This window comes from Streptomyces sp. NPDC090083, from assembly GCF_044747445.1.
Classification (GTDB): domain Bacteria; phylum Actinomycetota; class Actinomycetes; order Streptomycetales; family Streptomycetaceae; genus Streptomyces.
Genome location: NZ_JBIVED010000011.1, coordinates 246483 through 260036 on the forward strand (window position 1 = coordinate 246483; position 13554 = coordinate 260036).

The following is a 13554-nucleotide window of genomic DNA, read 5'->3' on the forward strand; positions in this document are numbered from 1 at the left end:
GGTCCGCCGCACTCCGAGAGAAGCGGCTGCCCGGCCCCCGGCCGGGCAGCGTGCCCTCGGATCAGACGGCCAGCAAGTCGTCCACCGAACCCCTGCCCGCCCGTTCGGCCGTTGCCGCCGGGCCCTCCTTCCCCGCCGTGTACCTGCCCGAGACCAGTGCCCATTCGTAGTTGCCGTTGATCCAGTGCTGGATGGCCTCCACACCCTGGCGGACCCGGACGCGCTCGTCCTGGGTGAGGCTCAACTCGTCGCACATCTGCGGGACTTGGGCCTCCAGCTCCAGGTACTCGGTGAGGCGGGCGTTCGTCATGCGGTAGGCCTCGTCGGCCGCCGCCTCCCAGGACAGGCCGCGCTCCCGGTGGAGCACGGCTATCAGGTTGTGGCCGTCCCCCCGGCGCCGCTCGCGCTCGAAGGAGTGGATGTCGTTCATGAAGCCGATGGTGTCGGCGGCCAGGTCACGCATGCGTTCCATCAGCGGGTGGGCCTGCACCTGGGCCGGGACCTCGAAGCCCCGGCTGCGTTCGCCGGCGTCGATGCTGTGGTGGATGCCGACCGTGCGGCGCCGGAACTCGGTGTACTCGGCGAGGTCCAGGGTGCCCGCGATGCCCCGTGCCGCGAGGTCGACCTCCTCGCAGTGGGCCACCAGGAACCGGCCCCAGGACGCGGCGAACCGGGTCTGCCAGGTCAGGGACATGCCATCCGAGAGGTGGTCCCACACCTGCGCCCAGGCCACGGTGATCGGGCAGACCACCCGGGGCCTGCTGCCCGTCGGACGCAACGGCGTGACGATCAGCTCCCGCGCCACCTCCAGCACGCGGTCGGCGCGGTCCGGCCGGCTCGCGTCGAACTGGTCGTCGAAGAGGAACGCCAGTGAGAACCAGTTCATCAGGACGACCATGTCCGCGGGCGACGCGTGCGGATAGGTGCGGGCCGCGGCCTGCGGGAGATCCCACGACCGGTACTCCTCGAACCCGGCCTGACTGCGCACCAGGCCCATGTCCCAGATCCAGCGCAGATGGCGGGCCCGGGCGTACTCCAGGTGATCGCTGACGGGGGTGTCGAAGGGGAGGTCGAAGGTGACGTCCTGGGGCATGCGCTTTCCTTTCGGGAGACGGAACACTGAGTCCCCCCTGCGAGCGGGCGGTCCTCTCGACCGCCCGCGCCCTCGAACTACGCCTCCTGGTGCGCGAGTTGGCTCCGCAAGCGGAACGAGACTGCCCAGAGCCTAGATGATCGACACCGCGTCCCGATCGTGATCCCCGTTACTGCTCACGCCTCCTGAGCTGCGTACACTTCTTCGCCGCCGACGTAGGTAAGCGCTACCCGCGTCGTGCCGATCTCCTCCGGCGGAACGTCGAACGGATCACGGTCCAGGACCACCAGATCCGCCAGCGCCCCCGCCGCGACCCGCCCGGTGTCGTCCAGGTGGTTCGCGTACGCCGAACCCGCCGTGTACGCGGTGAGCGCCGCCGCGAGGTCGACGCGCTCGCCCGGCAGGAACACAGGACCCGTGCCCCCGGGCTCGACCCGGTTGACCGCGACATGGATGCCCTGCAGCGGATCGGGGCTGCTCACCGGCCAGTCGCTGCCCGCCGCGAGCCGCGCCCCGGAGTGCAGCAGGGACGCGAACGGGTACTGCCACACGGCCCGTTCGGGCCCGAGGAACGGGATCGTCAGTTCGTCCATCTGCGGTTCGTGCGCGGCCCACAGCGGCTGGATGTTCGCCACCGCGCCGAGCCGCGCGAAGCGCGCCACGTCGTCCGGGTGCACCACTTGGAGGTGCGCGAGATGCGGCCGGGTGTCGCTGGGCCCGTTCGCCGCCCGTGCCGCCTCCACGGCGTCCAGCGCGTCCCGTACGGCCCGGTCGCCCAGCGCGTGGAAGTGGCACTGGAAGCCGAGCGCGTCCAACTCGGTCACATAGGAAGGGAGTTGCTTCGCGTCGATGAAGCTGGTTCCCCGGTTGGCGGTGGCGCAGCCGCACTTGTCCAGATAGGGGTCGAGCAGGGCGGCGGTGCCGGTCTCGGCCACCCCGTCGAGCATCAGCTTCACACTGCCCGCGCTGAACCGGCCGTGGCTCAACCGGGCCCGCCGCTCGACGAGTTCGGGGATCTGCTCGGCGCCGCGCTCCCGGTCCCACCACAGCGCGCCGACGACCCGCGCGGTGAGCGAGCCGTCCCGGGCGGCGGCGAGATACGCGTCCGAGGGATCGTCCATGCCCAGGAACTCCCCGACCAGCGCGTCCTGCCAGGCGGTGATGCCGAGCGCGTGCAGATGGCGCTGGGCGTGCAGGAGCGCGGCGAGCCGGTCGGCCGGTGTGGCCGGTGGGGTCAGGCGTCCCACCAGCTGCATCGCCCCTTCCTGGAGCGTCCCGGCCGGCTCGCCCGACGCGTCCCGCTCGATGCGTCCGTCCGCCGGGTCGGGCGTGTCCCGGGTGATGCCCGCGAGCCGGAGGGCCCGGCTGTTGACCCAGGCGCCGTGATGGTCGCGGTTGGGCAGATACACCGGGCGGTCCGGTACGGCCGAGTCCAGCAACTCCTTGGTGGGCGTGCCCCCTTCGAACGCCTCCATCGACCACCCGCCCCCGGTGATCCACTCCCGCTCGGGATGCGCGTCGGCGTAGGCCCGTACGGCGGCGATCGTCTCCTCGGCCGTCCTGGCCCGGGTCAGATCGCACTGGGTCAGCTCCAGTCCCGCCGGCACCGGGTGCACATGCGCGTCCTGGAACCCGGGCAGCAGCAGCCGCCCCGCCAGATCGACGACGTGGGTGTCCGGCCCGGCGACGTCGTGGACCTCGGCACGGCCCACGGCGGTGATCCGGTCGCCGGTGACGGCCACGGCGGTGGCGGTGCGGCCCTCGGGGGTGAGGACGGGGCCGCCGGTGAAGAGGAGATCTGCGTGCACGGTTCGAATCCTTGCGGGGTCAGCGGGAGGTGGCGAGGAGCTGCGGGGCGTCGGCGTCGGTGCCTCGGCCGGACTGGAAGTACGGGGACTTGCGGACCCACTTCGCCCAGGCGGCGGCCAGGAAGCCGGAGGCGACCATCGCCAGCGGGGTGAGCAGCAGGAACCAGCCGTTGTCCGCGCTGACTTCCAGGTGGTCGGTGGAGGTGTAGAAGGACCAGCCGAGATAACCGCCCAGTGCCAGCAGGGAGAGGGCGCTCAGCGTGGGCAGCACGACCGCGCGCAGGCCCTGCCGCCAGTCCTCCCGGAGGAGCGAGCGGAAGCGGACCGCGGCGGCCAGGGCGGTGAGGGCGTAGGAGAGGGCCACGACGATTCCCACGGCGTTCACCGTGGCCATGATCATGTCGGCCAGGCGCGGGATCACCAGGGCCAGGGCCGCGACCGCCGTCGCCAGCGCGCCGATCAGGAGGGTGCCGAGGGCCGGAGTGCCGTAGCGGGCGCTGACCTTCCCCCAGACCGGGCCGAGGGTGCGGTCGCGGCTCATCGCGAACATGCCCCGGGCGGTGGGGATGACACCGGCCTGGAGGGAGGCGACCGCCGAGAACATCAGGGCGACCAGGGGGAGCGCGGCCAGTGGCTGGGAGGCGAGGCGGTCACCGAAGTAGGCCAGGCCCTGGGCGCCGTGGCCGGCCAACTCGTCCTCGGACAGGACGCGTTGGAAGGCGATCGAACCGAGCAGGAACAGGCCCAGCATTGTCACGAGGGTGATCAGACCGGCCCGGGACGCGTCGCGTGGGTCGCGGACCTCCTCGTTCACCGTGAACGCGGCCTCGAATCCCCAGTAGCAGAACACCGACAGGAGCAGGCCCTGCGCGAGCGCCGACGCCGAGGGGATCGCGAACGGGTCGAACCAGCTCAGGCTGAAGGAGTGCGGGCCGGTCACGATGCCGTAGGCGCAGAAGCCGAGGAGGACGGCGTACTCGAAGATCAGCAGGCCGGTCTGGAGGCGGGCGGCGGTGCGGACGCCGGTGACGGCGGTGAGGGTGACGGCGATCAGGACCAGGATGCCCACGGCCGTCGTCTGGGCCGTCGAGCCCGGGTCGAGGGCGAGGCCGGCGACCCGGTGCACTCCGGCCTCTCCGGCCAGCTGGATCATCGCCGAGCCGGTGACCGCCGTGGTGTAGGCGAGGAACGCGATGGTGGCGACGATGTTCACCCAGCCGACCAGGAAGCCCAGCCACGGGGTGAGCGAACGGCCCACCCACACATAGCCGTTGCCCGCGTTCGGCTCGACCCGGTTGAGCCGGGAGTAGGCGCCCGCGATGCCCAGGATCGGCAGGAACGCGAGCAGCATGATGGCCGGCAGATGCAGCCCGACCACCCCGGCGGTCACGCCGAGACCGATGCCGATGCTGGTGGTCGCGGCGGTGCTGGACGCGGCGATGGCGACGCCGTCCAGCAGGCCGAGGGATTTGCGCAGTGCGGGCCCCGACGGGGGTGGCGTGTCGTTCATGGCGTGCTCTCCGCTCGCACCGGGGGGCCCGAACGGCCCCGGTGAACGCACATGAAACTGCCCGCGCATTTAACAGGTCAACGGTGTTGTCGTAAGGTGCGGGCACCCGGACGGACCATCGAGGAGGTGCCCCATGAGCGAGCGTGTCGTCCCGGCCGCCGCCCGGCAGCGCAGGCGTCCCACCAAGCAGGGCGTCGTCCTGTCCGAGGAACTCATCGTCGAGACCGCCCTCAGGCTCATCGAGGATCACGGGACCGAGGCCCTGTCCGTACGTCGGCTCGGGCGCGCCCTCGGCGCCGATCCCAGCTCCCTGTACCGCTATTTCCGGCACACCGACGAGCTGATGCTCGCCGTCGCCGACGAACTGATCGGCCGGACACTGCGCACCTGGCGGCCCACCGGCGACTGGCGCGCCGACCTGTGGGACCTGGGCCTGCGCATGCACGCCGGGGCGCTCGCACACCCCCGGGCCGCGGTGCTCAGCTCCCACCGGGTGACCGGGCGGGGATACGAGATCCAGGCCGTGGAGACGATCGTCGGGGTGCTGCGCGGGGCCGGGTTCCCCGACGCCGAGGCGGTGCGGATCTACCACGCCTACGTCGACCAGGCCCTCGCCTTCGGCGCCCTGGACTCCGCGAACACGGCGCTGCCGAAACCGGCCCGCGAGGCGGAGGCGGCCGTATGGCAGGCGACGTACGCGCGGCTGCCCGCCGACACGCACCCGCACATCGCGGCGACGTCCCGGCATCTCGTGTCCACCATGCGGTCCAGCTCCTACCCGGCCGCCCTCGACCTGCTGCTCGCCGCGGCGGCGGCACGCCTCGCCGAGATCCGCGCGGCGGCCGGGGACCGGACGGCAGACTGACGCCATGACTCCAGAGCCCGCACGCACCGCGAAGCAGCGCAAGCAGGACACCCTCCGCCGGCTCCAGGACGACGAGGACGCCTGGGTCGCCACCGCGGGGGAGGAGGGAGGAGCGCCCTATCTCGTACCGCTGTCGTTCGTGTGGGACGGCACCACCCTGCTGTTCGCGACCCCGGCCGCGAGTCCCACCGGCCGCAACCTCGCCTCGACCGGCGTCGCCCGGCTCGCCGTCGGACCGACCCGGGACGTCGTCCTGATCGAGGGCACGGTCGTGACGCTGACGGCGGCCGAACTGCCCGAGGAGGACGCCGAGGTCTTCGCCGCGAGGACCGGCTTCGATCCGCGCCAACTCACCACGCCCTACCTGTACTTCAGGATCCGACCGCAGCGTGTACAGGCCTGGCGGGAGGCGAACGAGCTGACCGGGCGGGACCTGATGCGCGACGGGCAGTGGCTGCCGGCCGCCGACTGAGCCCACTGCCGGCGAGAGGCATGGCCGCGCCGTCCGCGCACGTTCACCGATCGACCGTGGTTCTCGGCATCAACTGGCCGAAGCGGGATATCCGTTGGGTGCGTCGCAACCGGACTCGACCCTTGCGCGCCCCAATCCCCGGAGGAACACGATGGCACTGGTGAATGCGAGCTTCTTGGTGCTCGACGCGGTCGATCCCGAGAAACTCGCCGCGTTCTACACGGAGTTGCTGGACGGCGAGCAGACCGACATCAGTCTGGACCAGGTGGAGATACGCGGCGCCGACGGCACGCGGCTCGCGTTCCGCCGGGACCTGAGCGCCACCCCGCCGCTGTGGCCGCGCTCCGAGAGCAACCAGCAGCTCCACCTGGACTTCCTGGTGGAGGACCTGGACGAGGCCGAGCGCAGGATCATCGGCCTCGGCGGACGCCCGGTGGAGACCAAGGACATGCCGGGCCCGCACGAGGAACGCGTGTACGCGGACCCGGCCGGTCACACCTTCACCCTCCGCCCGGTGCCGCCCGCGGCCGCCGATCAGGGCTGAGCGGGCGGGCTCCGGGCGGCCGGCTCACTCCCGGCCGCTCTTGTCCTTCGCCGGCCAGACTCCGGTCGAGCGCTCGATCGCCTTCGCGCCGGTGCGGTCCGCAGCGCTGCGCGCCACCGCGAACAGGGCGCCCTGGAGCGCCGAGGCGAGCAGGATCTCGGCCCAGCCCCGGTCCCGGTCCAGTGGGTCGGGGGCGTTGTCCTCGTGCCGTATCGCCTTCCACGCGGACCGGAAGGCACGTCCCGCGAGGGCGCCGCTCACCAGTCCCAGGACGAGACCGACGGGCTGGTAGAGGAGGGGGAGTTTCATCTTCTTGGTCTTGGCCACCTGGATCTCCTTCTGCGGACGAGCGGACCGGCACCCCGACGGTGTCACCGAAAGCGGGCCTCCGGTAGAGGGTGTGGGCAGCACCTGCAGGGGCAGTCGGCGAAGATGAGCGACGCACCTGCCGACCAAGAGTCTGACCGCAAAAAGGATCACGAAACCGACGCATCGGCGGACCGGGAACCCGATGGCGCGAGCGACCGCAAGACCCGGGTCACCGTCCTCGTCGCGCTCGCCGCCAACCTGGTCATCGCGGCCGCCAAGGCCGTCGGCGGTCTGGTCGCGGGATCGCCCGCGCTGCTCTCCGAGGCCGCGCACTCCGTGGCCGACAGCCTCAACGAGGTCTTCCTCCTCGCGGCCCTGCGCCGCAGCCGGCGCCCCGCCGACGACCGGCACCCCTTCGGCTACGGCAAGGAGCGGTTCTTCTGGTCGCTGCTCGCGGCCGTCGGCATCTTCGTGATGGGCGGCTGCTTCTCCGTCTTCCAGGGCGTCGAGGCCCTGCGCGACGGCGCCGAGGAGACGTCCACGGGGTACGTCGTGGGCCTGGCCGTGCTCGTCGTGTCCCTGATCGTGGAGGGCGTCTCCCTGCTGCGAGCCCTGCACCAGGTGCGCGCCCAGGGCGGCGGCAGGGAGGCGCTGCGCGACCCCGCGCTGCGGACCGTCGTCGCCGAGGACGGCACCGCCGTGCTCGGCGTGACCCTCGCCATCATCGGCATGGCGTTGCACATGATCACCGGCCAGGTGGTGTGGGAGGCCTCCGCCTCGCTCGCGATCGGAGTGCTCCTCGGCTACGTCGCCTACCGGCTGGGCCGGGACGCCCGCGACCAGCTCATCGGCGAGGCCGTCGACCCCGAACTGGCCCACCGGATCCGGGAGTTGCTGGCCGCCGAGCCCGAGATCGACAGTGTGGAGGCGCTGTTCACGATGCGGATGGGCCTCGACTCGACGATGGTCGCCGCCCGGATCGACCTCGTCCCCGGCATGGACAGCGAGCGGGTCGAGGAGGTCTCCGTGCGCATCAAGAGGTCCCTCGGCCGGGCGGTGCCCGAGGCCGGCGAGATCTTCCTGGACATCACCGACCGGCCGGCGGAGAAGGAGGCACGGGAAAGCCCCGCCGCGACGGGGGAGCGCGGCGGGGCCTGACGGTCGGATGCCCGGCGGTCACGGCTTCATGCGCCCGGGACGGGAAAAGTTCGCCGGGTCCGGCCGGTCTCCGGGACTCAGCTGCCGTCGGGTGCTTCGAGGACGAACACGGGGATCTGCCGGTCCGTCTTCGTCTGGTACTCGGCGTACGGGGGATACGCGGCGACCGCCCGCTCCCACCAGGTGGCCTTCTCGTCGCCGGTGACCTCGCGGGCCGTGAGGTCCCACTTCCGGGGCCCGTCCTGGAGCTCGACGTGCGGGTCGGCCTGGACGTTGAAGTACCACACCGGGTGCTTGGGCGCGCCGCCCTGCGAGGCGACGACGGCGTAGACCCCGTCGTACTCGACCCGCATCAGCGGGGTCTTGCGGATCTTCCCGCTCTTGGCGCCGACCGTGGTCAGCAGGATGACGGGCATGCCCGTGTCCGCCAACGTCGTCCCCTTGGTGCCGCCGGAGCTCTCGTACAGCTCGACCTGGTCGCGCACCCACTGCGACGGGCTGGGTTCGTACTCGCCCTCAAGAGGCATGTGATTCGTCCCATCTCGCGTTCTACGGCTGTCTCGCACCGAGCGTCAACACCGGTCGGTGCGTGTTTCATCCTTACCTCGGCTCCCTTCGGCCATACCCCCTCCACCGGGTGACGACGTGTCCGGGCTCGGCGAGATCCGGCTGACCGGCGCGCCCACCGGACGGCCGTATCGAGCCAGGTTCGTTTCGATGACCGGCCGTCCGGGGCCCGCTGACCGTCCGTCATCGTGTGGCCAAGGGCGGCCGGGCCGGGGCGCCTGGCCTCCGCAGAGGCGGACGTCGGGACTCCGCTCACCGGCGCGCGACGCCCCGCCGCGCCGCGACGGGGAGCACCGATCAGGCCCGGACCATCAGGTTCGGCCAGATTGTAGGCACCACCGATCTGGCCGAACTTCCGGTGGCTCCATAGGTGCCTCGGGCATCTAATGAAGATCGGTACGACGCACCCTTCGTCTGCGAGGTCTTCCATGACGGATCTGACGGATCTGACGGAACCGAAGGACCGGACCGAACCCGTCGCCTTCCCCCAGGACCGCACCTGTCCCTACCAACCGCCCGCCGGCTACGACGCCCTGCGCGCCGACCGCCCCCTCTCCCGCGTCACCCTCTTCGACGGCCGCGAGACCTGGCTGGTCACCGGGCACGCCACCGCCCGAGCGCTGCTGGCCGACCAGCGGCTGTCCTCCGACCGCACCCACCCCGACTTCCCCGCGACCAACCCACGGTTCGCGGCGGTCCGGTACCGGCGGATCGCCCTGCTCGGCGAGAACGACCCCAAGCACCGCACCCAGCGGCGGATGATGATCCCCGCCTTCACCGTCAAGCGGGCCACGGTGATGCGCCCCGACATCCAGCGGATCGTCGACGAACGGCTCGACGCGATGATCGCGCAGGGCCCGACCGCCGACCTGGTGTCCGCGTTCGCGCTGCCCGTGCCGTCGATGGTGATCTGCGCGCTGCTCGGCGTCCCGTACGCCGACCACGAGTTCTTCGAGGCCCAGTCCCGGCGCCTGCTGCGCGGCCCGAGGGCCGAGGACAGCCAGGACGCACGCGACCGACTCGACGCGTATCTGGGTGCGTTGATCGACCGCAAGCAGCGGGAACCCGGCGACGGACTGCTGGACGAGCTGGTGCGCGAGCAGCTGAACGAAGGAGCCCTGGACCGCGCGGAGTTGATCTCCCTCGCGGTGATCCTCCTCGTCGCGGGCCACGAGACGACCGCCAACATGATCTCCCTCGGCACCTTCACACTGCTGCGGCACCCCGAGCGGCTGGCCGAACTCCGCGCGGATCCCGGCCTGGTGCCGGACGTGGTCGAGGAGCTGATGCGGTCGCTGTCCATCGTGGACGGGCTGATGCGGATCGCCCTGGAGGACATCGAGGTGGACGGCACGACGATCCGGGCGGGCGAAGGCGTGCTCTTCTCGACCGCGGTCATCAACCGGGACGAGGCCGTCTACACCGCCCCGGACGACCTGGACTGGCACCGGCCCACCCGGCACCACTTCTCCTTCGGCTTCGGCATCCACCAGTGCCTCGGCCAGAACCTGGCCCGCGCCGAACTGGAGATCGCCCTGCGCAGCCTCTTCGACCGGCTGCCCACGCTGCGACTGGCCGTTCCCGCGGAGGAGATCCCCTTCAAACCCGGCGACACGATCCAGGGGATGCTGGAACTCCCCGTGACCTGGTAAGAGGCTGCGCCCCATGCACACGGAAATCCACATCGACAAGGACGTCTGCATCGGGGCCGGCCAGTGCGCGCTGGCCGCCCCGGGCGTCTTCACCCAGGACGACGACGGCTACAGCATGGTGCTGCCGGGCAAGGAGGAGACCGACGACCCCATGCTCAAGGAGGCGGCACGGGCCTGCCCGGTGAGCGCGATCACGGTGGGCTGAGCGGGTCCGCCCCGCTCGGCGGGGGTGACCGGTCCGCCGGGCGCGGCCACCCCCGCCGCCCGCCCCGGTCACCCCAGCACCCCCACCGCGACCCCGCGCAACTCCTCCCGCCCCGCGACCACCTCGTACGCGGCGACCCGGCCGCCCTCGACCCGCACCCGGAGCGCGAGCAGCAGCCGTCCCCCGGGAGCGACCACGATGCCCACGTCCCCGTCGACCAGGGCCACGGCCGCGCAGCGCGTACGGTCCCGCAGCAGCACCGTCCCCTCGGCGACCGCCCGGGCACCACGCAGCTCGTCTGCCACGCCCGGCGGCAGCACGGCGGGGTCGGCGTGCCGGACGACGTCGGGGGCGAGCACGTCGAGCAGCGCTCCGAGGTCACCGCCCCGCGCGGCGGACAGGAACGCCTCGACGACCTCCCGGTGCCGGTCGAGTTCGGCGCCCGGCACCGCCGGCACGCCCCGCACCTTCTGCCGAGCCCGGCTGGCGAGCTTCTTCGCGGCGGGCCCCGAGCGGTCCAGGACCGCCGCGACGCGGTCGAACGGCACCGCGAACAGATCGTGCAGCACGAACGCGACCCGCTCCGCGGGCCCCAGCGTGTCCAGCACCACCAGCAGTGCGAGCCCCACCGAGTCGGCGAGCACGGCCTCGTCCTCGGGCAGCTCGCCGGCGGCCGGCTCCGGCAGCTCGTCGCCGTAGGGGTCCTCCCGCCGGGACGCGCGTGCGCGGAGCATGTCCAGGCAGACGCGGGAGACGACCGTGGTCAGCCAGGCGGTCAGGTTGTCGATGCCGTCGCCGCCGGTACGGCCGAGCCGCAGCCAGGCCTCCTGCACCGCGTCGTCCGCCTCGCCGGGCGAACCCAGCATCCGGTACGCCACCGCCCGCAGCCGCCCGCGCCGCTCCTCGAACCGCTCCGCCAGCTCGTCGTGCCCCCGCATGGGTCACCTTTCCTCGTCGTGCTCCGTCACCTGTCCGACGAACCGGAACCGACCGAGGTGACCACACCATGCTGCTCCACATCGACTCCAGCGCCGACCCGACCGCCGACTCCGTGACCAGGCGGCTCACCGAGAGCTTCGCCCGCGCGTGGCGGACCGCGCACGGCACGGCGGAGCACCGGCACCGCGACCTGACGGCGGACCCCGTGGCGCCGCTCGGCCCCGCGTACACCGCCCTCGGCCGCCGCGTGGAACGTGAGGGATTCGTCCCGCCCGCCAAGGTCCCCGCGCTGATCGAGACCGCGGACGAGCGACGGGAGTGGGCGCTGACCGTGCCACTGGTCACCGAACTCCTCGGCGCCGACACGTTGTTGCTCGGTGTCCCGATGTACAACTTCTCCGTGCCCGCAGCCCTGAAGGCCTGGATCGACCGCGTCACCTTCCCCGGCGCGCTCACCGACCCGGACACCGGCGAGAGCCTGCTGCGGGACACCCGGGTGATCGCGGTCATGGCACGCGGCGGCGGCTACGGCCCCGGCACCCCGCGCGAGCACTTCGACTTCCAGACGCCGTACCTGCGGGCCTACTTCGGCAATCTGGGCGTACCGCCGGAGCACCTCCACCTCGTCGCCGCCGAGCTGACCCGGGTCGACGTCATGCCTCAACTGGCCGGTCTGGAGGGGCTAGCGGCAGCCTCCTTGGACCGAGCCCGCGCCGTGCTCACGGAACTCGCCGCCGTCTGACCTCAGTCGGGACGCGACAGGGCGAGGGCCGCCTCGCGCGCCTCCGCCGCCGGCTCCGTGGTCCCGGTGATGCCCGCCGTGACCATGGCGCCCTCGGCCAGCAGGAACAGCTGTCCGGCGAGCGCCTCGGGCAGTCCCGCGTCCGCCACGAGACCGGCGAGGTAGGCGCGGAACGCCCGCTTGTGGGCGCGTACTTGGGCCACCACCCGCTCCGAGGTGGCGCCCAGCTCGCCGTACGCGTTGATCCAGGCGCAGCCGTGGAAGCCGGCCTCGCCGAACCACTCCTCCAGCCAGTCGAAGACGGCCGTGATCCGCTCCCGCGGATCGGTGTGCCGCTCGACGTGCTCGGCGAGGCGTCCACGCCAGCGCAGGTCCCGCCGTTCGAGGTAGGCCTCCACCAACTCCTCCTTGGCGGGGAAGAGCTGGTAGAGCCGCTTGAGGGAGAGTCCGGAGGCGGTGCGGACGGCGTCCATGCCGACGGCCTGGACGCCACGCCCGTAGAACAGCTCCTCGGCGGCGTCGAGCGCCCGCTCCCGGGCGACCGCGCTGTCCGTGACCGGCACCACTCGACACCACTCCTCGACCGACTGCTCCTTGACTGGAGAACGTGCGTTCTCTACGTTAGCAGCCACCTCGGAGAACGCACGTTCTCCGCCTGCTGGAACCGAGCCCCCGGAGACGACCATGGCCGACCGCCCGCCCCTTCCGCCCTTCACCCGGGAGACCGCCGCCCAGAAGGTCCAGGCCGCCGAGGACGCCTGGAACACCCGCGACCCGCAGCGGGTGGCGCTCGCCTACTCCGAGGACTCCGTCTGGCGCAACCGCGACACCTTCGTCACCGGCCGCGCGCAGATCGTCGAGTTCCTCACCGCGAAGTGGGCCCGCGAGCGCGCGTACGCCCTGCGCAAGGACCTGTGGGCCTTCGACGGCGACCGCATCGCCGTCCGCTTCCAGTACGAGTGCCAGGACACCGACGGGCAGTGGTGGCGCTCCTACGGCAACGAACTGTGGGAGTTCGACGGACACGGCCTGATGACCCGCCGCGAGGCCAGCATCAACGACCTCGCCATCCAGGAGCGGGACCGCCGGATCCTCGGGACCCGGCCCGAGGAGGAGCGCGGCCGGTCCTTCCCGCTTCAGTAGGCTCCCCGGATGACCGAACAGCGCCCGAGGCCCTTCCTCTACGTCGTCGTCTGCGCCGCCGGGATCGCCGCCGGCGTCGGCCGGCTGATCGCCGCCGCCCAGGAGGCGGGCTGGGAGGTCGGGGTGATCGCCACCCCGGTGGCCGCGTCCGGCTTCTTCGACGTCCCCGCCGTCGAGGCGCAGACCGGCCGCCCGATCCGGTCCGCCGCGCGCACCCCCGGCGATCCGCGCCCGTTCCCGCCCCCGGACGCCGTGCTCGTGGCCCCCGCCACCTTCAACACGATCAACAAATGGGCGGCCGGTACGGCGGACACCCTCGCGCTCGGCACCCTGTGCGAGGCGAGCGGCCTCGGGGTCCCGGTCGCCGTACTCCCGTGCGTGGGCGAGGCGTTGGCCGCCCATCCCGCCTACCGGGCCAGCCTGGTGCGGCTCGGCGGGATGGGCGTGAGGTTCGGGGACCCGTACTCCGGCGAGGTCCAGGAGGACGGCGGGCGGCCGGAGTTCGGCTGGGAGGCGGGGCTGGCCCTGCTCGACCGGGGCTGACCGC

Annotated in this window: 16 protein-coding genes; 9 read left to right on the forward strand and 7 right to left on the reverse strand. The window is 72.3% G+C overall.

Annotated features, from left to right (window positions below; all coding sequences use genetic code 11):
• Positions 1–61 precede the first annotated feature (61 nt).
• From ACIPTO_RS33130 to ACIPTO_RS33140, 3 genes are all read right to left on the reverse strand, one after another.
• Entirely contained in the window at positions 62–1093 is a 1032-nt protein-coding gene (locus ACIPTO_RS33130; protein ID WP_366324245.1) for a 7-epi-alpha-eudesmol synthase, read from the reverse strand.
• Positions 1094–1269: 176 nt separating this feature from the next.
• Positions 1270–2901: an amidohydrolase gene (locus tag ACIPTO_RS33135; protein WP_401198280.1), complete on the reverse strand. Its 1632-nt coding sequence runs from the start codon at positions 2899–2901 to the stop codon at positions 1270–1272.
• A gap of 19 nt (positions 2902–2920) precedes the next feature.
• Positions 2921–4411 (reverse strand): APC family permease, encoded by a 1491-nt coding sequence (locus ACIPTO_RS33140; RefSeq protein WP_366324249.1) that lies wholly within the window; start codon positions 4409–4411, stop codon positions 2921–2923.
• A 133-nt stretch (positions 4412–4544) separates the two neighbouring features.
• Between ACIPTO_RS33140 and ACIPTO_RS33145 the strand changes: the two genes are divergently transcribed.
• The 3 genes from ACIPTO_RS33145 to ACIPTO_RS33155 all read left to right on the forward strand — a co-directional run bounded on the left by ACIPTO_RS33145 (position 4545) and on the right by ACIPTO_RS33155 (position 6292).
• Positions 4545–5276 (forward strand): helix-turn-helix domain-containing protein, encoded by a 732-nt coding sequence (locus tag ACIPTO_RS33145; protein ID WP_401198283.1) that lies wholly within the window; start codon positions 4545–4547, stop codon positions 5274–5276.
• Between the two features lie 4 nt (positions 5277–5280).
• Positions 5281–5748, forward strand: coding sequence for a pyridoxamine 5'-phosphate oxidase family protein (locus ACIPTO_RS33150; RefSeq protein ID WP_401198285.1), 468 nt, complete (start codon positions 5281–5283; stop codon positions 5746–5748).
• A gap of 151 nt (positions 5749–5899) precedes the next feature.
• Positions 5900–6292, forward strand: a complete 393-nt coding sequence (locus ACIPTO_RS33155; RefSeq protein ID WP_366324255.1) for a VOC family protein — start codon at positions 5900–5902, stop codon at positions 6290–6292.
• 24 nt (positions 6293–6316) lie between these two features.
• Here ACIPTO_RS33155 and ACIPTO_RS33160 read toward each other — a convergent pair whose 3' ends face one another.
• The gene (locus ACIPTO_RS33160) at positions 6317–6619 is read right to left on the reverse strand and encodes a DUF4235 domain-containing protein (RefSeq protein ID WP_366324257.1); all 303 of its coding nucleotides are present in this window, start codon (positions 6617–6619) and stop codon (positions 6317–6319) included.
• 105 nt (positions 6620–6724) lie between these two features.
• On the opposite strand from ACIPTO_RS33160, the gene ACIPTO_RS33165 reads away from it, so the two are divergent.
• On the forward strand, positions 6725–7759 hold the full coding sequence (locus ACIPTO_RS33165; RefSeq protein ID WP_401198288.1) for a cation diffusion facilitator family transporter: 1035 nt from the start codon (positions 6725–6727) through the stop codon (positions 7757–7759).
• Between the two features lie 77 nt (positions 7760–7836).
• On the opposite strand, the gene ACIPTO_RS33170 is transcribed toward ACIPTO_RS33165, so the two are convergent.
• Complete coding sequence (locus tag ACIPTO_RS33170) at positions 7837–8286, reverse strand: nitroreductase family deazaflavin-dependent oxidoreductase (protein WP_401198290.1); 450 nt, start codon at positions 8284–8286, stop codon at positions 7837–7839.
• 468 nt (positions 8287–8754) lie between these two features.
• Here ACIPTO_RS33170 and ACIPTO_RS33175 point away from each other — a divergent pair, with 468 nt between their 5' ends.
• On the forward strand, positions 8755–9978 hold the full coding sequence (locus ACIPTO_RS33175; protein ID WP_401198292.1) for a cytochrome P450: 1224 nt from the start codon (positions 8755–8757) through the stop codon (positions 9976–9978).
• Positions 9979–9991: 13 nt separating this feature from the next.
• Positions 9992–10183 carry a ferredoxin gene (locus ACIPTO_RS33180; RefSeq protein WP_401198294.1) on the forward strand — a complete coding sequence of 64 codons (192 nt, stop codon included), beginning with the start codon at positions 9992–9994 and terminating at the stop codon, positions 10181–10183.
• A 68-nt stretch (positions 10184–10251) separates the two neighbouring features.
• Here the strand turns inward: ACIPTO_RS33180 and ACIPTO_RS33185 are convergent, their stop codons facing one another.
• The gene (locus ACIPTO_RS33185; RefSeq protein WP_401198296.1) at positions 10252–11121 is read right to left on the reverse strand and encodes a sigma-70 family RNA polymerase sigma factor; all 870 of its coding nucleotides are present in this window, start codon (positions 11119–11121) and stop codon (positions 10252–10254) included.
• A 68-nt stretch (positions 11122–11189) separates the two neighbouring features.
• Here ACIPTO_RS33185 and ACIPTO_RS33190 point away from each other — a divergent pair, with 68 nt between their 5' ends.
• Positions 11190–11864, forward strand: a complete 675-nt coding sequence (locus tag ACIPTO_RS33190) for an FMN-dependent NADH-azoreductase (protein WP_401198298.1) — start codon at positions 11190–11192, stop codon at positions 11862–11864.
• Positions 11865–11866: 2 nt separating this feature from the next.
• Here ACIPTO_RS33190 and ACIPTO_RS33195 read toward each other — a convergent pair whose 3' ends face one another.
• Complete coding sequence (locus tag ACIPTO_RS33195) at positions 11867–12430, reverse strand: TetR/AcrR family transcriptional regulator (RefSeq protein ID WP_401198300.1); 564 nt, start codon at positions 12428–12430, stop codon at positions 11867–11869.
• 118 nt (positions 12431–12548) lie between these two features.
• Here ACIPTO_RS33195 and ACIPTO_RS33200 point away from each other — a divergent pair, with 118 nt between their 5' ends.
• Both ACIPTO_RS33200 and ACIPTO_RS33205 read left to right on the forward strand, forming a co-directional pair.
• Entirely contained in the window at positions 12549–13007 is a 459-nt protein-coding gene (locus ACIPTO_RS33200; protein WP_401198302.1) for a nuclear transport factor 2 family protein, read from the forward strand.
• Positions 13008–13016: 9 nt separating this feature from the next.
• Entirely contained in the window at positions 13017–13550 is a 534-nt protein-coding gene (locus tag ACIPTO_RS33205) for a flavoprotein (RefSeq protein WP_401198304.1), read from the forward strand.
• Positions 13551–13554: the final 4 nt, after the last annotated feature.